General features: G+C 59.9%; 17 protein-coding genes. 5 read left to right on the top strand and 12 right to left on the bottom strand.

Features of this window, described 5'->3' with window-relative positions; all coding sequences use genetic code 11:
* Positions 1-129: 129 nt before the first annotated feature.
* The 3 genes from ACP3TY_RS03290 to ACP3TY_RS03300 form a co-directional block, all read right to left on the bottom strand.
* Positions 130-1452, bottom strand: coding sequence for a sigma-54-dependent transcriptional regulator (locus ACP3TY_RS03290; RefSeq protein ID WP_159812554.1), 1323 nt, complete (start codon positions 1450-1452; stop codon positions 130-132).
* A complete protein-coding gene (locus tag ACP3TY_RS03295) occupies positions 1452-3212 on the bottom strand; it encodes an ATP-binding protein (RefSeq protein WP_159812577.1) in 1761 nt (586 codons plus the stop codon). The genes ACP3TY_RS03290 and ACP3TY_RS03295 overlap by 1 nt, the downstream gene beginning before the upstream one ends.
* Before the next feature lie 500 nt (positions 3213-3712).
* A complete protein-coding gene (locus ACP3TY_RS03300) occupies positions 3713-5236 on the bottom strand; it encodes a fumarate hydratase (protein ID WP_008080438.1) in 1524 nt (507 codons plus the stop codon).
* Positions 5237-5789: 553 nt separating this feature from the next.
* On the opposite strand from ACP3TY_RS03300, the gene ACP3TY_RS03305 reads away from it, so the two are divergent.
* The 3 genes from ACP3TY_RS03305 to ACP3TY_RS03315 all read left to right on the top strand — a co-directional run bounded on the left by ACP3TY_RS03305 (position 5790) and on the right by ACP3TY_RS03315 (position 8870).
* Positions 5790-6896 carry a GGDEF domain-containing protein gene (locus ACP3TY_RS03305; protein ID WP_159812553.1) on the top strand — a complete coding sequence of 369 codons (1107 nt, stop codon included), beginning with the start codon at positions 5790-5792 and terminating at the stop codon, positions 6894-6896.
* The gene (locus ACP3TY_RS03310; RefSeq protein ID WP_159812552.1) at positions 6889-7824 is read left to right on the top strand and encodes an iron-sulfur-binding ferredoxin reductase; all 936 of its coding nucleotides are present in this window, start codon (positions 6889-6891) and stop codon (positions 7822-7824) included. Before ACP3TY_RS03305 ends, ACP3TY_RS03310 begins: the two co-directional genes overlap by 8 nt.
* 296 nt (positions 7825-8120) lie before the next feature.
* Positions 8121-8870, top strand: a complete 750-nt coding sequence (locus tag ACP3TY_RS03315; RefSeq protein ID WP_159812551.1) for an enoyl-CoA hydratase-related protein — start codon at positions 8121-8123, stop codon at positions 8868-8870.
* A 121-nt stretch (positions 8871-8991) separates the two neighbouring features.
* Here the strand turns inward: ACP3TY_RS03315 and pyk are convergent, their stop codons facing one another.
* Positions 8992-10443: a pyruvate kinase gene (gene pyk / locus ACP3TY_RS03320; protein ID WP_008080434.1), complete on the bottom strand. Its 1452-nt coding sequence runs from the start codon at positions 10441-10443 to the stop codon at positions 8992-8994.
* A 198-nt stretch (positions 10444-10641) separates the two neighbouring features.
* Here pyk and ACP3TY_RS03325 point away from each other — a divergent pair, with 198 nt between their 5' ends.
* Positions 10642-11028, top strand: coding sequence for a tetratricopeptide repeat protein (locus ACP3TY_RS03325; protein WP_053123257.1), 387 nt, complete (start codon positions 10642-10644; stop codon positions 11026-11028).
* A 230-nt stretch (positions 11029-11258) separates the two neighbouring features.
* Entirely contained in the window at positions 11259-11618 is a 360-nt protein-coding gene (locus tag ACP3TY_RS03330; protein ID WP_053123255.1) for a PilZ domain-containing protein, read from the top strand.
* Between the two features lie 70 nt (positions 11619-11688).
* On the opposite strand, the gene ACP3TY_RS03335 is transcribed toward ACP3TY_RS03330, so the two are convergent.
* The 8 genes from ACP3TY_RS03335 to ACP3TY_RS03370 all read right to left on the bottom strand — a co-directional run bounded on the left by ACP3TY_RS03335 (position 11689) and on the right by ACP3TY_RS03370 (position 19748).
* Entirely contained in the window at positions 11689-12066 is a 378-nt protein-coding gene (locus ACP3TY_RS03335) for a DUF6124 family protein (RefSeq protein WP_053123253.1), read from the bottom strand.
* Between the two features lie 496 nt (positions 12067-12562).
* Positions 12563-12772 (bottom strand): hypothetical protein, encoded by a 210-nt coding sequence (locus tag ACP3TY_RS03340; RefSeq protein WP_426619245.1) that lies wholly within the window; start codon positions 12770-12772, stop codon positions 12563-12565.
* Positions 12773-12915: 143 nt separating this feature from the next.
* Positions 12916-14247, bottom strand: coding sequence for a DUF58 domain-containing protein (locus ACP3TY_RS03345; RefSeq protein ID WP_426619246.1), 1332 nt, complete (start codon positions 14245-14247; stop codon positions 12916-12918).
* A gap of 109 nt (positions 14248-14356) precedes the next feature.
* Positions 14357-15358 carry an AAA family ATPase gene (locus tag ACP3TY_RS03350; protein ID WP_053123333.1) on the bottom strand — a complete coding sequence of 334 codons (1002 nt, stop codon included), beginning with the start codon at positions 15356-15358 and terminating at the stop codon, positions 14357-14359.
* Positions 15355-16518 (bottom strand): DUF4350 domain-containing protein, encoded by a 1164-nt coding sequence (locus tag ACP3TY_RS03355; protein WP_159812548.1) that lies wholly within the window; start codon positions 16516-16518, stop codon positions 15355-15357. The genes ACP3TY_RS03350 and ACP3TY_RS03355 overlap by 4 nt, the downstream gene beginning before the upstream one ends.
* Positions 16515-18062, bottom strand: a complete 1548-nt coding sequence (locus ACP3TY_RS03360) for a DUF4129 domain-containing protein (RefSeq protein WP_159812547.1) — start codon at positions 18060-18062, stop codon at positions 16515-16517. The genes ACP3TY_RS03355 and ACP3TY_RS03360 overlap by 4 nt, the downstream gene beginning before the upstream one ends.
* Positions 18049-19026, bottom strand: a complete 978-nt coding sequence (locus ACP3TY_RS03365; protein ID WP_426619247.1) for a stage II sporulation protein M — start codon at positions 19024-19026, stop codon at positions 18049-18051. Before ACP3TY_RS03365 ends, ACP3TY_RS03360 begins: the two co-directional genes overlap by 14 nt.
* Positions 19023-19748 (bottom strand): RDD family protein, encoded by a 726-nt coding sequence (locus ACP3TY_RS03370; protein ID WP_426619248.1) that lies wholly within the window; start codon positions 19746-19748, stop codon positions 19023-19025. Before ACP3TY_RS03370 ends, ACP3TY_RS03365 begins: the two co-directional genes overlap by 4 nt.
* Positions 19749-19800 lie beyond the last annotated feature (52 nt).

Consider the following 19800-nt stretch of genomic DNA (forward strand, 5'->3'; position numbering starts at 1 on the left):
TCACTCCGATCATTCCCACGCTCTGCGTGGGAATGCCTCAACGGACGCTCCGCGTTCGGCTCTAGTAGGGACGCAGAGCGTCCCGGGCTGCATTCCCACGCGGAGCGTGGGAACGATCAAGTACAGGCGCTACAGAAACATCTCCCGACTCAACCCATGCCGCTGCATCTTTTCATTAAACGTCCGTCTTGGCAGTTGCAGTTCTTCAAGCACCGCTTTCACATCACCCTTGTGCCGTGTCAGCGCCGCGCGCAAACACTGCGCTTCAAACGCTTCCTGCTGCGCCGCCAGCGATTGCCCCGGATCAATCCCCGGCGCCGGTTCATCCAGCCCCAGCACTTGTCGCTCGGCGACGTTCGCCAGTTCCCGCACATTGCCCGGCCAGTCGTGGCTGAGCAGATGACTCAACTGCGCGCCGCTCAACGGCGGAAAAGTCCGCCCCAAGCGTTCAGCCGCACTCTGCGCAAAGGTTTCAAACAGCAACGGAATGTCTTCACGACGATCACGCAGCGGCGGCAGGCGCAACTCCGCGACGTTCAAGCGATACGCCAGATCCTCACGAAAACGCCCGGCGCGAGCCTCGTCGAGCAGATCCGGTTTGGTCGCCGCAACGATGCGCAAATCCACGCGAATACTCTGATTCGAACCCAAGCGCTCGAGCTTCTGCTCCTGCAACACCCGCAGCAATTTCACCTGCTGGGCCAGCGGCATGCTTTCGATTTCATCGAGAAACAACGTGCCGCCAGACGCGTATTCCAGCTTGCCGATGCGCTTGCCCGAAGCACCGGTAAACGCGCCGCTCTCATGTCCGAACAACTCGGCTTCAAACAACTGCTCGGGGATCGCCGCGCAGTTCAGCGCCACAAACGGCTTGTCCGCACGCGGGCCGAAATCATGCAGGCAACGCGCAACCAGTTCCTTGCCACTGCCGGTTTCACCGCGGATCAACACGTTGACCGGCAGCGCCGCCAGATCGAGCACTTGCCGACGCAGTGTCTGCAAACCACGCGACACCCCGAGCAAGGTCGTATCGAGTTTGGCGCGGTTGTCGGCTTGCTCGTGCAGCGCGCGGTTTTCCAGTACCAGGCGGCGTTTATCCAGCGCCCGGCGCAGGCTGCCCAACAGCGTTTCCGGGCTGAACGGTTTCTCCAGAAAGTCGTACGCACCATCGCGCATGGCTTCGACCGCCATCGGCACATCGCCATGGCCGGTGAGCAAAATTACCGGCAGATCCGCGTCGCGCTTTTGCACTTCAGCCAACAACGCCAAGCCACCGATGCCGGGCATGCGCACGTCGCTGAGGATCACCCCGGGGAAATGCGCGGGCAGGGCGGCGAGGCATTCTTCGGCGCGGCTGAACAACTGCACCTCGAACCCCGACAGGCTCAGCCACTGCTCGACTGCGTTGCGAATACTGCTTTCGTCATCGACCACCATCACCGAATTGAGCATTAGATATGCGCCTCCAGGTCGATTGGCAGCGTCAGGCTGAACACCGCGCCGCTCTCGCCATTGTCGGCGCTCAGGCGACCGCCGGATTCATGCACGATGGCGAAGGAAACCGCCAACCCCAGACCCAAACCGTCGCCTACCGGTTTGGTGGTGAAGAACGGATCGAACACCTGGCTCAGATGCTCTTCGGCAATGCCGCCGCCATTGTCGATGACGCTCAGGCGCCACAATTGTTCGTCGACTTCCAGACGAATCTCCAGACGCTTGCAGGTTTTCCCTTGCATCGCATCAAGGGCGTTGCGCAGCAGATTGATCAGCACTTGTTCGAGGCGGATCGCATCGCCGCGCACCCACGCCGGCCGCGTCAGGTGCAGCACCAGACTGACCTGTTCGTCACGCAGACGCGCATCGAGCAATTGCAGCGCCTGATCGACCACCGTGGCCAGATCCAGCCGCTCGCGCAAACCACTCGGGCTCTTGCGTGCAAACGTCTTCAGATGGCCCGTGAGCGCCGCCATGCGCGTGAGCATCTCGTCCACCGGTTTCAACGCTTTGTATGCATCGTCGACGCGGCCATGGTCGAGCAGCAGCCGCAGAGTCGCCAGTTGCATGCGCTGAGCGGTCAGCGGTTGATTGATTTCGTGGGCCAGCGCCGCCGACATCTGCCCCAGCGCCGCGAGTTTGGCCGACTGCACCAGACCGTCCTGCGCGGTACGCAAATCGCGGGTGCGTTCTTCGACCAATTGTTCGAGTTCTTCGCGGCTGCGCTGGCGCATTTTCGCCAGACGCCAGCGCTGATTGAGGAACAGCAACAAAAACACCAGCGCCAGCCACACCCCGGCAGCGGCGAGCCCGGCGTTGCGCAAATCTTCGAAGGCCACCTGCGGGTGACGCAGCAGATGCAACGTCCAGCCTTCGGCGGCCAGCGGCAGCGATTCCCACAGATAATCCGCCGTGCCTTGCGGGCCTTCTACCCGGCGTAGATCGCTGTTGTCGTCAAAACTGCGCAGTGCCAGATGCGTCAGCGGCACCAGCGCTTGCTTGTCGTATTGGCGGGTGGCTTTGATCTCGGCCATGTCGCTGGAACTCAGCGCTCGCAGCGAGCGATAGCGCCAGCCCGGCTGATTGGCGATGAAGATGATCCCGCGCGCATCGCTGACCAGCAGCGTGTCGCTGCCTTGGCTCCATTCACGTTCCAGTTCGGGGAATTCCAGCTTGACCACCATCGCCCCGAGAAACTCGTCCTTGTCGCCCAGCACCGCGCTGGACAGGAAGTAACCGGGAATGCCGCTGGTCACGCCCACCGCATAAAAACGCCCGGTGCCCTGCGTGCGGGTCTGACTGAAATAGGGGCGGAAGCCGTAGTTGTGGCCGACGTAACTGCTCGGCAGTCGCCAGTTGCTCGCGGCCACGGCGAGCCCCGTGCGATCGAGCAGTTCAAGGGTCGAGGACTGCGCCGCACCGTTGATCTTTTCCAGCTTCAGATTCAGCGTCGCCTGCTCTTCGGCATCGACTGAACCTGCCAGCGCCGAGCGCAATTGCGGATCCAGCGCCAGCACGGCGGGCAAGGCGCGATAACGGTCGATCAGGGTGTGCAACGAGTTGGCGTACAGCGCCAGTTGCTGATTGGCACGCGCCGCATCTTCCTCCAGCGCCTGACGTTCGGCGTGGCGGATGGCAAGGGTCGCGGCAACGGCCGCCCCGGCGACGATCAGCAGGGAATACAACGACAGGCGCAGGGTACGGGAAGTCGGCAGCATGCTGGGCAGATGGGTGGCAGGTCGGGCGGGAAAGATAGCATGGGCGGGCATGGCGGCCCATGAGTGCGCAGGTAATCGTACGGTGACCTCGGATTTCTTCGGTTACGCAAAGGAATCCATTGGGATTGGGTTCGGGGTCTTGTCTCTTTTGAAGAAGCCTTTGAATTGTGTCCACCAGGAGTTATCTGCTTGAACGCTATCACCGGCTGCGGATGCGAAGTCGTTCAGCGAGCCACTGATCGAGGATCTGGCTCCCAGACTTTCATTATTCACAGGTTCGACCACGTCAGCAGTTGCGCTGAGCATGGTTTTTTCAAGTCTACGAACCGTTCGAGAAACTCTCTCACCGATTCACCTACCGGCGTCCCGGTGGTGATGCGTAGTTGGACTGACAGGTGCGCAAGATCAATTTATATGCTTGCACAAGATTTTTATCACGAAATGCAAAAGGCCGGTTCATCCTCGCAGATGAACCGGCCTTTTCAGTGCTGCAAAAAAACTTACTGCACTTCTACCGCCAGGCTTTCGCTAATCTTCTGTTGCCAGATCGCAGGGCCGGTGATGTGTACCGACTCACCTTTGCTGTCTACCGCAACGGTGACCGGCATGTCTTTGACTTCGAACTCGTAGATCGCTTCCATGCCCAGTTCGGCAAACGCCAGTACTTGCGACTTCTTGATCGCCTGAGCCACCAGGTAAGCAGCGCCGCCAACGGCCATCAGGTACACCGCTTTGTTGTCCTTGATCGCTTCGATTGCGGTAGGGCCGCGCTCGGATTTGCCGATCATGCCCAACAGGCCGGTTTGCTCAAGGATCTGACGGGTGAACTTGTCCATCCGCGTCGCGGTGGTCGGGCCAGCCGGGCCAACCACTTCGTCACCGACCGGATCAACCGGGCCAACGTAGTAGATGAAGCGACCTTTGAGGTCGACCGGCAGTGTTTCACCCTTGTTGAGCATCTCGACCATGCGCTTGTGCGCGGCGTCGCGCCCGGTGAGCATTTTGCCGTTGAGCAGGACGGTTTCGCCCGGCTTCCAGCTCTGCACGTCTTCCGGGGTCAGGGTGTCGAGGTTGACGCGACGGGCCGACGGGCCGGCTTCCCAGACGATTTCCGGGTAGGCGTCCAGCGGTGGCGCTTCCAGCGAGGCCGGACCTGTACCGTCGAGCACGAAGTGTGCGTGACGGGTGGCGGCGCAGTTCGGGATCATGCACACCGGCAGCGAGGCTGCGTGGGTCGGGTAGTCCATGATTTTCACGTCGAGCACGGTGGTCAGGCCACCGAGCCCCTGGGCGCCGATACCCAACTGGTTGACCTTCTCGAACAGCTCCAGACGCATTTCTTCGATGCGGTTCTGTGGGCCACGGGCTTTCAGCTCGTGGATGTCGATGGATTCCATCAACACTTCTTTGGCCATCACCGCAGCTTTCTCGGCGGTGCCGCCGATGCCAATACCGAGCATGCCCGGTGGGCACCAGCCGGCGCCCATGGTCGGAACGGTCTTGAGCACCCAGTCAACGATCGAGTCGGACGGGTTGAGCATGGCCATTTTCGACTTGTTCTCGGAACCGCCGCCCTTGGCCGCCACGTCCACTTCCACGGTGTTGCCCGGGACGATGGAGTAGTGAATTACGGCCGGGGTGTTGTCCTTGGTGTTTTTACGAGCGCCCGCCGGGTCGGCGAGGATCGAGGCACGCAGGACGTTTTCCGGCAGGTTGTAGGCGCGACGCACGCCTTCGTTGATCATGTCGTCCAGGCCCATGGTGGCGCCATCCCAACGTACGTCCATGCCGACGCGCACGAACACGGTGACGATGCCGGTGTCCTGGCAGATCGGGCGGTGGCCGGTGGCGCACATGCGCGAGTTGATCAGGATCTGCGCCATCGAGTCACGGGCCGCTGGCGATTCTTCGCGCAGGTAGGCTTCGTGCATCGCCTGGATGAAATCCACGGGGTGGTAATAGGAAATGAATTGCAGGGCGTCGGCAACGCTCTGAATCAGGTCGTCTTGCTTGATCACGGTCATGAGTCGCGCTCCTCTAAAAGACGGGAACATTTTAATAGGGCAGCTTTGAGCTTCGAGCTTTGAGCGACAAGTTACGACAGTACGCGGACTGCCTGCGCTTGCGGCTTGAAGCTTGCAACTTGAAGCTGGCCCTTTGGGCCGGGCACGCCGGGGCTGCTGGCGCGACGCTAAAAAGGCGCGGCAGTATACCGCGCATCAAAGGGGCATACACGCGTCGGCAGTCATTCGTTGGTCGCATACCGCACACTGACTGCCACCACCATACCCTTGTGGCGAGGGGATTTATCCCCGCTCGATTGCGCAGCAGTCGCTAAACCTGAACACTTGATTTAACTGGAACACCGCAGGGGGCCGCTTCGCAGCCCAACGGGGATGAATCCCCTCGCCACAGGGGGCTCGCCGTGACGTAGATGCGAGGTAGGCAGGTCATCCATTTGACGTCAATTTTCGGGCCCGAAAATCGGTGGTCATTTATCGACTACGCCTCTAAAGTGGCAGCCGGTCTGTAGAGTAGGACACTCAGTCAGCCTCCTATCGCACGGTGAGTCAACGATTGACCCATAACGCCATACAACGTCTTTTGCTCAAACGTTTTGCCCTCGCTGCAGCCACCTATGGATTGGCTCTGCTGCTACTGTGGCTGGCGTTTTTTACCGGGCATTACCAACAATCCCTCAATACTGTGGCCGTCGGCAGCGCCCTCGTGGTGATCAGTCAGGCAACCCTGTTCGTCTTGTTCTGGACCGGGCGCAACCAGCGCTTCGACGATCCGAGCATGACCGAAGTGCAGGTGCTGCTCGGCCTCGGCTGGCAAACCTGGCTGATCGCCCATCTGGATGAGGCGCGTGGCGCCTTTCTGGTTTTTTACGTGCTGATCCTGCTGTTCGGGCTGTTCCATCTCAGTCGACGCGCGTTCATTCGAACGGCGCTGCTGGTGTTCTTCAGTTTCTGCGCCATCACCTTGTGGGACGGTTACAACTTCCGCTTGGCCGAGCCCGCACTGGCCGCGTTGCAAGTGTGCATTCTGGCGATGGTGCTGGCGTGGCTGGTGCTCTACGCACGCTTCGTTCAGGTCTCGCGACAACGCCAGCGTCAGCGCCGGTTTGCCTTGCAGGCGCACCAGGACACCCTGCGCGGGATGATGCGGCAGTTGGAAGATCTGGTCGCCACCGATGAGCTGACCGGGTTGTTCAACCGTCGTCACTTCCTGCGTCTGGCCTCGCGCGAACTGAATGAAATGGACGAAGACGTGGCGCACGGCTTGGCGCTGATCGACCTCGATCACTTCAAACGCATCAACGACATGCACGGCCATGCCGCCGGCGATCAAGTGTTGCAGGCGTTCGCCGGCGTTGCTCAAGCGTGCTTGCGCGACGGTGATGTGCTGGCGCGCTACGGGGGTGAAGAGTTCGTGGTGTTGCTGCCCAACTGCGATGCCGAACAGTTGACCGCGTGCTGCGAACGTCTGCGCGTTGCGTTCGCCGATGTCGAACTGGTGGGCTTGAATGTGCGCAACCTGAGTCTTTCGGTCGGTATGACTTTGTTGGAAATGGGCGATGATCTGGACGACGCGTTGCATCGCGCCGATCAGGCGCTCTATCGGGCCAAGCGCGACGGGCGTAATCGCTGTGCGGCGGCGTGGGAGAACGTCGATGCCTGAACTTCGCGTCGGTGAACGGCAGTGGTCGGTGGCGCCGGGCACCAATCTGCTCGACGCTCTCAACCAGAATGGCGTTGCCGTGCCTTACAGCTGCCGCGCCGGCAGCTGCCATGCGTGTCTGGTGCAATGCGTACAAGGTTTGCCTGCCGACAGTCGCCCGGATGCCTTGAGTGCCGAACAACGGCAAGAGGGCTGGCGACTGGCCTGCCAATGTCAGGTGACTGAAGATTTGCAGGTGCACACCTTTGACCCGATTGCCGACGGTCGCCCGGCCGTGGTCGAAGCGCTGGACTGGCTCAGCGACAGCGTGCTGCGCCTGCGCCTGACCCCGCAACGTCCATTGCGCTACAGCGCCGGGCAACATCTGGTGCTGTGGATCAATCACATCGCCCGACCGTATTCGCTGGCGAGCCTGCCGGAGGAAGATCGTTTTCTCGAATTCCACCTTGATTGCCGCCAGCCCGGCGAATTCAGCGACGCCGTCCGGCGTTTGCAGATTGGCGATGCGATCCGCCTCGGCGAACTGCGCGGCGGCGCTTTGCATTACGACGCCGACTGGCATGACCGGCCGCTGTGGCTGCTCGCGGCAGGCACTGGTTTAGGCCCGCTGTTCGGCGTGCTGCGTGAAGCGTTGCGCCAGGATCACCAAGGCGCAATCCGTGTCATTCACCTGGCCCATGACGATCGCGAACACTATCTGGCCAAACCCCTTGCGGCGCTTGCTGCGCAGCGTGAAAACCTCAGTGTAGAACTGTGGACGGCGGCCGAGTCAGCCGCCGCTTTGGCGCAACTGCGCCTTGTCTCCAGACAAACCCTGGCTTTAGTCTGCGGCTCGACTGCCAGTGTCGACGCCTTCGCCCGGCGCCTGTATCTGGCCGGACTGCCGCGCAATCAACTGCTGGCCGATGTGTTCCTGTCCCGCGGTTGAGCGCTAATGCTTATCGGGTTTCATAGGTTCTTTGTGGCCAAGTCTTTATGGTCAGTGGATTTTTTGTGGCAAGGGGATTTTGTGGCCTGGGGAATATGTGGCGAGGGGATTTATCCCCGTTTGAGTGCGTAGCGCTCACAAGATTTTGGGGCCGCTGCGCAGCCCAGCGGGGATAAATCCCCTCGCCACATAATCCCCAGGCCACAAAAGCCCCCCTGGCCACAGAAAGTCCCCTAGCCACAGAAAGCACTATCCCCGCTTGACCTTCGCAAACCCGACTATCGCCGAGACCCACCATGACCGAAGCCATCCTGCTGGAACGTGAACGCGGTTTGCTCACCCTGCGCCTCAACCGCCCGGACAAGAAGAACGCCCTCACTCGCGCCATGTACAGCCGCCTCGCCGAGGCCCTGAAACTTGCCGACAGCGACCCCGAAATCAACGCCGTGCTGATCACCGGCAGCGCCGAGTGCTTCACCGCCGGCAACGACATCGCCGACTTCATCCAGCAACCGCCCTCCGACCTCGACAGCCCCGTGTTTCACTTCATGCTCAACCTGCTCGAATGCCGCAAACCGGTAATCGCCGCAGTGGCCGGCGCGGCGGTGGGCATCGGCACCACGTTATTGCTGCATTGCGATCTGGTTTACGTGGCCCGCGATGCTCGTCTGCGCATGCCATTCGTCAACCTTGGTTTGTGCCCGGAGTTCGGCTCCAGCCTGATCCTTCCGCGCTTGCTCGGCCAAGCAAAAGCATCGGAGTTGCTGTTGCTGGGCGAAGGCTTTACCGGTGAACAAGCGGCGCAATGGGGCATTGCCACTGAAGCTTTGGACAATGGCGATGCTGCGTTGAGCAAGGCGCGGGAAATGGCGCTACGTTTCGATGATTTGCCGGCAGATGCGGTACGCATCAGCAAGCAACTGATGAAGGCGCCGGACCGTGAGTTGATCCGCAAAGTGATCGAAGAGGAGGGCGTGTTGTTCACCCAGCGCCTGAAGTCGCCAGAGGCATTGGCGGCGTTGACAGGGTTTATCAAACGGCATTGAAATTGTCGGTGACCTGGCTTGCCAGCGATGAGGACCGAATAGGCACCACATCTTCAGGAGCAGAAAACAAAAAGCTCCGCCATTCACATGGCGGAGCTTTCGCTTTTCAACAACCGATCAATCAGACCTGTGGGTCGCCCACGTGCAGGATCTTCATGCCGTTGGTGCCGCCGGTGGTGTGGTAGCTGTCGCCCTTGGTCAGGATGACCCAGTCGCCTTTTTCCACAACGCCGCGTTTAACCAGCTCGTCGATCGCCTTCTGGCTGACTTCGTGCGGTTCCAGCGAAGCCGGATCGAACGGTACGGTGTACACGCCACGGAACATGGCTGCACGCGCCTGAGTTTCACGGTGCGGCGAGAACGCGTAGATCGGCACCGAGGAACGGATGCGCGACATGATCAGCGGGGTGTAGCCACTTTCGGTCAGCGCGATGATCGCTTTAACGCCCGGGAAGTGGTTGGCGGTGTACATGGTCGCCAGTGCGATGCTTTCGTCGCAACGGGTGAATTCCTTGCCGATACGGTGGCTGGAAGTCTTGCCGGTCGGGTGCTTTTCAGCGCCGACGCAGATGCGCGCCATCGCTTGAACCGCTTCCAGCGGATACAGACCTGCAGCGGATTCAGCAGACAACATCACGGCGTCGGTGTAGTCGAGCACGGCGTTGGCCACGTCGGACACTTCGGCGCGAGTCGGCATCGGGTTCTGGATCATCGACTCCATCATCTGGGTCGCGACGATCACAGCCTTGTTGTGGCGGCGTGCGTGCAGAATGATTTTCTTCTGAATGCCCACCAGCTCGGCGTCGCCGATTTCCACACCGAGGTCACCGCGGGCAACCATCACCGCATCGGAAGCCTTGATCAGGCCGTCGAGGGTTTCGTCGTCTGCGACGGCTTCAGCACGTTCGATCTTCGCCACCAGCCAAGCGGTGCCGCCGGCTTCGTCGCGCAGTTGACGGGCGTATTCCATGTCGGCAGCGTCACGCGGGAAGGATACCGCGAGGTAGTCGACTTCCATTTCAGCGGCGAGCTTGATGTCGGCCTTGTCTTTTTCAGTCAGGGCCGGCGCGGTCAGGCCGCCACCGCGACGGTTGATGCCTTTGTGGTCGGACAGCGGGCCGCCGATGGTCACGGTGCAATGCAATGCATCGTCAGTTTGGGTATCAACGCGCATCACCACACGGCCGTCGTCGAGCAGCAGCTCGTCGCCTACGCCGCAGTCCTTGACCAGATCCGGGTAGTCGATGCCGACCACTTGCTGGTTGCCTTCGGTCAACGGATGGCTGGTGGAGAAGGTGAACTTGTCACCGATCTTCAGCTCGATCTTCTTGTTGGCGAATTTGGCGATACGGATTTTCGGGCCTTGCAGGTCACCCAGCAGGGCGACGAAGCGACCGTGCTTGGCGGCAATGTCACGCACCAGTTTCGCGCGAGCCTTGTGCTCGTCGGGGGTGCCGTGGGAGAAGTTCAGACGGGCAACGTCCAGGCCAGCCAGAATCAGCTGTTCGAGAACTTCCGGCGAGTTACTGGCCGGGCCAAGGGTAGCGACGATTTTGGTACGACGGACGGACATGCAAAGACTCCTGAGTTCAAGCGCAAGCGAAGGCTACTATGCTCTTGGGGTGTAGTCATTGTTCGAATGCACTACTTTTTGTGAAGGGCTTTGTTATTACTTTCTTTATTGAACGCGACGAACGCGACAATCGGCACAAACCGTTCTGAAGATTTTCGGCGCAAGGTCGATACAGAGCACAAGACAGGAGAACCCCCCATGCGATTGTTGCCCATTGCCGCCCTTGCCCTCAGCGTCCTCGCCGTCACGGGCTGCACCCGTTGGTCGATGAACCACCATTTGAACAACGCCTACAGCGCCTATGATCGCGGCAATTGCGAGCAGGTCATGCTGGAGCTGTCCAAGGTCGAGCGCGCCAGCCGTGCCCGCCCGTACGTGTGGCCGGAAGTGTCGATGATGCGCGGCCAGTGCCTGGAACGGCAAAGTATGTTTGTCGATGCCGCGCAGACCTATCAGTTCATCATCGCCTCGTACCCCAACAGCGAATACGCCTACCGTGCCCGCGCCCGTTTGGAGACCCTACAAAGCCTGGGTCATTACCCAACGCGCAGCGCCGCAGCCGTGGTACGTCCAACGCGTTTCTGATGACAGTTGTCATACAAAATCTGGCCGTGCGTACAGGCTGAGCTATAGTCGAATGATCCGGATTTAGAGCGCTGTCTCTGATCCGGGGCAACACCTGCGACTGGCAAGTGGTCAAGTGACGGCGACGTAGCGACCGTCACACCGGAAGCGGGGAGAGCGGGCCTGCCGAACAGGTTCGTTCCGAAGCAAAGGTGCGGCTCTGTGACGGAGCCCTGCATGGCGAACTGCGCATGTTTACCGACCGCCGGATTGAACGGCACCAACTGCCGTACTTCTTGAGAGTGTTCAACAGCGTTACCGACAAACCGATTGGCTTTCTCGGCAACGTTTCAGAAGACGGGCTGATGCTTATCAGCCAGTTACCGATGATGATCGGAGTTGATTTCGCGCTACGTCTGAAAATCCCCATGGGTGATGGTTGCCACCAGGTCATCGACTTTTCGGCGTGCTGTTTGTGGTGTCACGAGGATGCAACCCCGCAACATTACGATGCTGGTTTCAGTTTGCACCGACCGCCTGCCGAGTATGGGCAACTGGTGCGAGCGTTGAAGCAGTACTTCAGTTTTCAGCCGTTGCCGGCGTCTGCCTGATAATGGGGAAATTCAGCCTGCGGTAGCTCAGGGCAGTGCGCATAAATGTGGCTGCCGCAGACTGCAAATTCTAAGTTTTATTAGCAATCGCTCGTTCACTATCCAATGTTTTTTCAGCTAGCAACAATCCCATCTCGCTCAATTGATATATTGCCATTGCCAAATGGCGGGGCTTATCTTCCAAACTGTCCGCTAGATCCAGCAAAAGAATACTCACAGACGAAAACGTTTCATAGGTCTGGATAGCGATAGCTTCGGAATTGATTTCTGGAGAAACCATAAACATTTGCATACCTCGGTCTACGGAGTTACGGGAAGGTATATCAGGTTTTAAATAGTGGTCTAAAGCGCGTTCAGCTGCTTCGTGGAGTTTTCTTGAGTCTTGTGAAGCATACGGGGAAGTATCAGTAGGATCTATTTCAGGTGGATTTGGTGTAATTTTAAACATTGCCTTGTTTCCTTGTTTGATGACACCACACGCTTCGCGACTAAGGGAAGGGTGGCGGCTATGCGCAGGTTAGTCGACCGGTGGAAACAAGGCTTTTCCGGCGCGCCCTAGGGCGCCCTGCACATAGCCACCATCAAGTGCGGGTATGAAAACCCTACGAGATGATGTGATGCACCTTGTTAATCCACCGGGCGACTAAACCCGATCGCTGGTCGTCAGCGACATGCATCAATTTAATGGGCGGCACCTAGCGTGTAAGTCAGTCAGTTCTGATGGGAGTGTAGGGAACGGCGCCAAGCGTTGTAGTCCGAATCCCCCGGCAAGACATGCTCCGAATCATGGAGAGCTATGCTTTTTTAAATCAGTTCGGAAGTTTTAGGGAGGGTGCCAAGTAGCTGTATAGCTACTTGGTATTAAATTATTAGTGGCAGGTCTTGTTTGGGTGTGACTTGAGTGATTTTAAAAACCTTTCATGCTTCTGTTGCAATAAGCGTTGTCATTTTTTTCCTCTGAGTTTGGCGAAGCCGTGTTTAATGTAGCCGGCATTTTCACCAATTATACTCAGTGCACCTCGGATGTTTTCACCAACCTCATTTAAACCCTCCTTCTCTGCGTGCAGCGTCAATTCCATGATGGCGGCCTCTAGACCCAATTGATTCTGATACATCCTTTCCAATAAATCAGACAGCGAATATTCATCTGGCATTGGTTCGACTCCGTTCGAGAAAAGACAAGCATAGCAACGGTTTTCGGGTGCAGCGCTTTGAAAATTGTTTACGTCTTTCTATTGAACAGGCTGTAGATCGGATCAGTAGTCCGTTGAAAATGCTGCGTGGGAATAAACCACCTTCAAAACGTACCAGCCTTCTTCCAGCTCAAGTAACGCGTCACCAACTCAGTCCCTAACGACTGTGGCCGCACATCCAGCGTATGAACGCCATGTGCGGTCAACCTTTCATGGCATTCATTGCGCGCATTCAGATAGTCCACGGTGCCGCAATAGGTCAACGCTTCATCCAGTGTCTGAACGGTGCTCTGCGGCACTTGATCAAGTACGCCTTCACGCAGGCTCGCCACCAACACTCGATGCTGCTGGCTCAAGCGTTTGACGGCGGTGAGCAGTTCCTCGTCGTCGTCATCGCGCAGGTTGGTGACCAGTATCACCAGCGCCCGACGCTTTTGCCGCGACAGCAGTTGGCTGACGGCCGCTTGATAGTCCGCCGTGCGCTGAGTGCTTTGCAGGTCGTAGACACTGTTGAGAACGATATTGAGCTGACCCGCACCTTTAATCGGTGCGAGGTAATGCGGCTGGGCATTGGCCAGGGTACACAAACCCACCGCATCGCCCTGACGCAGGGCCACGTAGCTGAGCAGTAAACAAGCATTCAGCGCATGGTCGAAGTGCGAGAGTTCGTCGTCCTGGCTACGCATGCGGCGGCCACAATCGAGCATGAAGATGATCTGCTGATCGCGTTCGTCCTGATATTCACGGGCAATCGGTGTGCGCTGGCGGGCGGTGGCTTTCCAGTCGATCTGGCGCAGGCTGTCGCCTTCGCGAAATTCGCGCAGTTGATGAAATTCCAGACCCTGACCACGGCGCTGCTTTTGCCGCACGCCGAGCTGACTGAGCCAGTTGTCCACGGCCAGCAGTTCACCGCCGTAGAGGCGGGCGAAGTCCGGGTAGACGCGGGTGTGATCGGTGACGTCGAGCAGGCGTTTGCCTGTCCATAAACCCAGCGGGCTGGGCAGGTTGATTTCGCAGTGTTCAAAGCTGAAATGACCGCGCTGGAGCGGGCGCAGGCGGTAGCCGACATGGCTGATTTTGCCGGGCTGCAGTTCGACGCTGAGCGGCAGGTTTTCGAAGCTCAGGCCTTCCGGGACATGATCGAAGATGTGCAGGTGCAGGGGCTCGCTGAAGGGGTGTTCGACGTCCAGGCGGATTTCGCTCCAGCGACCAAGTGCGAGGCTGCCGGGCATGTGCCGTTTGACGCGGATGTCGGGCAGGCGTTTGAGGCGCAGGGCATCGATGGCGGCCAGGGCCAGCAGAGCGAGGAGCAAGCCCCAATTGATCGCCGGCAGGCTGGGCGGGAGGGCGATTTGCAGTGCTTGCAAGGTGCCGAGGGCGATGCCGATGGCCATGAGCAGTGTTAGCCAGATTAGTAAGAGTTTTGATGGTTTCATGGCTTGGCACCGGGCTGTTTGTTGCAAAGATCGCAGCCTTCGGCAGCTCCTGCATGAGTGATGTGTAGGAGCTGCCGGAGGCTGCGATCTTTTCTGCCCAAAACGGATTTCACAGGCGCGGCGCCGGGATCTGGTCGAGCAGTTGCTGCAATACCTGATCGACTTGCAGGCCTTCGATGTCCAGTTCCGGGGCGATGCGTACGCGGTGGCGCAGCACGGCCAGCGCGCAGCCTTTGATGTCGTCGGGGATGACGAATTCGCCGCCGCGTAACAGGGCGCGGGCGCGGGCGCAGCGCACCAGGGCAATCGAGGCGCGAGGCCCGGCGCCGAGGGTCAGCCCCGGCCAACTGCGGGTGCTGCGCGCCAGTCGTACGGCGTAATCGAGGACTTGATCGTCCAGCGGCAAATCACTGGCAATGCGTTGCAGCGCTTGCACGTCTTTGGCTTGCAGCACGGTGCGCAACGGTTGCACATCAAGCATGTCGGCGCGGGTCGAGCGACTGACCTGACGCACCATGTTCAACTCCTGATCGGCGTCGGGGTAATCCATGCGCACCTTGAGCATGAAGCGGTCGAGTTCGGCTTCGGGCAGCGGGTAAGTGCCTTCCTGTTCAATCGGGTTTTGCGTGGCCAGCACCATGAACGGCTGAGCGATGGGCAGGGCGCGGCCTTCGAGGGTGACTTGCCTTTCTTGCATCGCTTCGAGCAGCGCCGCCTGGGTTTTCGCCGGGGCGCGGTTGATCTCGTCGGCCAGCAGCAAATTGGTGAACAGTGGGCCTTTGCGCAATTTGAACTGCTCGGTTTGCAGGTCATAGACGGCATGACCGGTGACGTCGCTGGGCATCAGATCCGGGGTGAACTGGATACGCGCGAACTCGCCACCGAAGCAGCGCGCCAATGCACGCACCAGCAAGGTTTTACCCAGCCCCGGCACACCTTCGAGCAGCACGTGGCCACCGGCGATCAGCGCGGTCAGCACGTCGTCGATTACCTGATTCTGGCCAATCAAAGCTTTCTGCAATTCGCTGCGAACCGCTTGCGCCAGTTGGCTGGCGCGCTGGCGTTGCTGGGCGGCGTGGCTGGCGCTGCCGGGCTCGGTCTGTTCACTCATAGCGTGTTCCTCAAGGTTTGCAGGTGGGCGACCTGACGGCAGAACTCGGCGCTGGACAAACGCTGGTTCGGAACCGGGCTCAGGGCCTGGCTGATGGCGCGGGTGGGCTGGCGGGTCAGGCGTGACAGTGCCAGCCATTGTTCGGCAACGTTCAATCGATCAAAACCGGGATGGCGACGGCGCGCGCGACGCAACACGTCTTGTTGCAAGGCTTGCAGCAGCGCTTGCTGACCGTTGTGGCGCAGCAGGAAATCCGCGCTGGCACGCAGGTGTTCCTGCAATTGTCGGCGGCCGCTCGGCGCCGGTGCCTGAAGCGGGCCGTGGCGCACACCGACATGCCACAACCACAGGCCGATCAAGGCGAGCAGGGCGACGATGGCCTGCGGGAAGTAGCGCCAGAGCAAGGTCAGCAAACCGTCGTGTTCGCTGTTGTAGATCAGCGTGACGTCGGTGTCGGCGCTCAGGTACCAGAGCAGCCAGGCATTGTCGTATTGAGCGATGGTCTGGCTTTTCCACAGCTCGGCGTCAGTGACCACGGTGATCGAGCCGAGGCTGTAAGGCAGTTGCATCATGTGCGTGGCTTTGCCGCTGTTGGCCCAGGCTTGCGCGAGGTTTTTCGGGTCGTCGAGGTGGAAGTCCGTGTCGAACCCGGCATAGGCCGGCGCGTCTTCATCCTCCACATAGAGCTTGGTCAATTTCGGGAAGGGGTCTTGCTCAAGGTCTTTGGGCGGATCCTTGAGATCCTTGCTCAGGGATTGATGCAGTTGCACGCGATCGAGCAACAGGTCGTTGCTCTGTTTGGTCTGTTCGTCCCATAACGATTCAGCGACAAACACCAGTCGCCCGCCGGCCCGCGTCCAGTTCAACACTTGCTCGACCTGACGTGGGGTCATGCGTGAACGGTCGTTGAACAGCAGCAGCGTGTGTCGGCGTGGGTCGATATCCGGCAGTACGGAAAGGCTTTCGGCATGACTGACTTTGAGGCCGCGCTCACGCAAAAACATTTCCGCCGCCAGATACGGATTGGCTTGGGCAGCAGGGGACGGGCCGTGATCGACTTCTTCCTGATAAGGCTTGGCCTTGAGAACCAGAAACACGCTCAATGCGATCAGCAGTGCGACGAGCACTGCGCCGACCCACCACGCGGCGCGGCGATTCAACGGGCAGCTCCGTGGCCAAACAAGGCGCGCCAGCCGTCGCACAATTCCTGTTGCAGATGCGCTGCCGGGACTCGATGCCCGTAGGCCATGTTCTGCCAGTGCACAGTGAGGTTGCGACTAAACGCGAGCAACTCCGGTCGCTGCAGTTGTTCTACACGCGCCAGCACCTGATTTTCGGTGTCGGCAGGTTTCAGCGTCAGATCGAAGTCATGCAGCAGATGGCTGAGCAGACCGCGATAGAGCAGGCTCAACGCCGCGCGCGGTTGGCTGAGCCAGAGTTGTTCGGCGCTGGCGGCGATGTCGTCGGGCAAGGTGTCGCGGTTCAAATCCAGACCGAACGCTTGCTGCGGCACCGCTCGTTTTGGCAGCGCTGGCAGTTTCGGCCGGCGACTGACGAAGGCCCGGAGAAACTCGCGGTAACGCCAGATCAGCCAACCGATCAAGGCAATCAGCACACCCCACAACAGCACCTCGATCAGCTTGGCCAGCCCATTGAAGTGTCGACCGTCGAGCCAGCCCAGCAAGGTTTTAAGCCACTGCGGTGCGTCGCCGGGTTTTGCGTCTTTGGCCGGCGTTGCCGGGTCGTCGCCAAAACGGTAGCGGGTGACCGATTCCTTGTTCTTGAACGGTGGTTGTTCGAGCAAGGCCTTGATGCTGTCGTGGGAGGCCTGACTGGTCAGCGGCTGATTTAACAAGCGCGGTGCATCCGGACGGGTGTCGGGTTCAGCCGCCCAGACCGAGGGCACATTCGGCAGCACCAGACAGATCGCCAGCAACAGACCGAGCACGCCGTTGTTCAGGCGCTGGCGCAAACGCCGGAACACCAGTTCGATGTCCCACGCTTCCAGTTGCGTGCGGCGGTTCAGATAGAGGCTGAATCCGCAGGCGGCGTAGATCGGTTCCCACACCACCAGCACCAGCGCATAAAAAGCGTTGGTCAGGTGTTCTAGCCAGCGCCATTCGTGATCGGCCGAGAGAATCAGCGACTGCCAGTCCCAATCGGTTTCCACTTGCTGCGGCAGCAACAGATAGAACAGCACCATCAAGCCGATCCACAGCGCAGTCTCCAGATGCACGCCAATGATGGTCAACCATTGCGCCGCGCCGGCGTTGCGCTGCAACAGCACTTGCAGGCGTTGTTGGCGAGCATTGCCGTCGAGGCCTTCGAGTTGCACCACCGGCAGCAGAAAGCTGCGGCTGAAGCTCAAGCGGCGCCAGGTCAGGCTGGCCAACAGTTGCGGTTTGAGCAGGCGCGGCCATTCGCGCAGCGCTTGTTTGAGGGTGGGCGTTTCGCCGAACAGCGCTTTGGACAGGATGTACAACGGCAGGCGTTCGTACGCCGGTTTCAGCCACCAGAATATAAACACGGCCAGCGTCGGCGAATCCCAAAACACCAGGCTGAGCAGGGCGAACAGCGGCAAGGTGACAATCGCCCAACTGGTCATCAGCAAGCGTCGATGTTGCTGACACATGAGCACGCCCAGATCCATGGCTTCCCAGGTCGTGCGCGGGCGGATCACCACGGTGGCGTCACTCAGGCGCATGGCGTGTCCTTCCGGCGAACAGCAGATAGCACGCGACCAACGTCCAGAGTCCGGCGCCGACCAGGTATTTGGTCAGCGGCGCGACACTGGTTTTCGACGACCAATAGGCTTCGATAAACGCCGCGATCAGCAGGAACAACATCACCCCGCAAACCAACAACACGCTTTTGCGCGCCGCGCGTTTCAGGGCTTCGGCGCGGGTAAGGCGTCCCGGGGCGATCAACGCCCAGCCGAGTTCCAGACCGGCCGCGCCGGCGAGGGCAATTGCCGTCAGTTCGAAGGCGCCATGGGCGATGACGAACGACCAGAAGGTCTCGCCGAAACCGATCTCGGTCAGATGCCCGGCCACCGCGCCGATGACCAGACCGTTGTAGAACAGAAAGAATGCGCTGCCCACGCCCATCAACAATCCGCTGGCGAAGGTCTGAAAGGCGATGCCGATGTTGTGCATCACGTAGTAACCAAACATCACCCAGTCTTCGCTGGCCGCGCGTTCGGCGGGGCGCCCGAGGTGGCCGGCGACCGGGTCGTACATGCCTTGCATCTCGCGCACTTGATTGGCGGGAATCAGGTTGTAAACGAGGTCGGGAAACACATACACCAACACCCCTACGCCGATCAGGCTGCCGAAAAACAGCAGCGCGGCGACCAGCACAAACGGCCATTCGGCGCGCACCAGTCGCGGGAAATCGGCGAGGATAAAACTGAGCAGGTTGGCGCCAAGGCGACTGCGATGGCGGTACAGCTGTTGATGGCCGCGCAGCACGTGTTGCTGCAACGAGTCGATGAGAAAACTGCTGTAGCCGCGTTCCTGTGCCAACGCCAGATGCTGGCAGAGTCGGCGATAGGTTCTCGGGAATCCGGCGATTTGCGAGGTGTCCTTGCCGCGTTCAAGGCGTTCGAGGGCCAGCGCAAAACGCTCCCATTCGGCCTTGTGGCGACTTTCGAAAAGGCTCTGCTTCATGTCGGGCCCAACAAGCCGCGCGCGATGCCATTGAGTTCGGCAACGGCTTTGGGCGCGGAGATATGCAGCGGCTGGGCGAGCAGGGCGGCCAGTTCATTGACCCGCGCCGGTGACAGTTCGCCTTGACGTTCGGCAAAACCGAGCACTGCACGTTGTTCGCTGAGCGTCAGCGGCACGGGCGAGCGCCGGGGTTCGGCGTCAGGCAATTGCGGACGCGTCAGCGGGCGTTCGCTGTAAACCACCAGCGTGCCGGCAGCGATGTCGCCGAGGCGTTTGAAGGTCGGGTGTTGCAGGCAACTGAGGCTGCCGAGGAAGTAGCCGAACGGCAGCAGATCAACGAAGCGCAGCAGATTGCGCAACAACGAGGCCGACCAGCCAACCGGCGTGCCGTCATCGTGTACCACGCGCAGGCCCATCCACTGTTTGCCCGGCGAGCGTCCCTGTCGCAGCACTTCGAACAGCACCATGTACCACCAACTGATCGCAAACAGCAGCAGCGAACCGAGGCCCATGCCGAGCTTGCCGAGAAACGCCAGCGCGATAAACAGAACGCCCATGATCACACCGCGAATGCCCAGATCGATGGCGAACGCCACGGCCCGTACCATTAACCCGGCAGGGCGCAGGGGCAGGTCGATGCCTTCCGGCGTTTCGACCTGATGCCGCGTATCCAGCGGCGGGGCCAGCGGTGCTTTCCTTGGCAGTGCTGTGGGCTCGAGCATGGGCTACCTGATGTCGCCTGTTCTGAGTGCAAGTGCGTCCGATGCTAGCAGC

It is taken from the genome of Pseudomonas rustica, assembly GCF_049959085.1.
In the GTDB taxonomy this organism is placed as follows: domain Bacteria; phylum Pseudomonadota; class Gammaproteobacteria; order Pseudomonadales; family Pseudomonadaceae; genus Aquipseudomonas; species Aquipseudomonas rustica.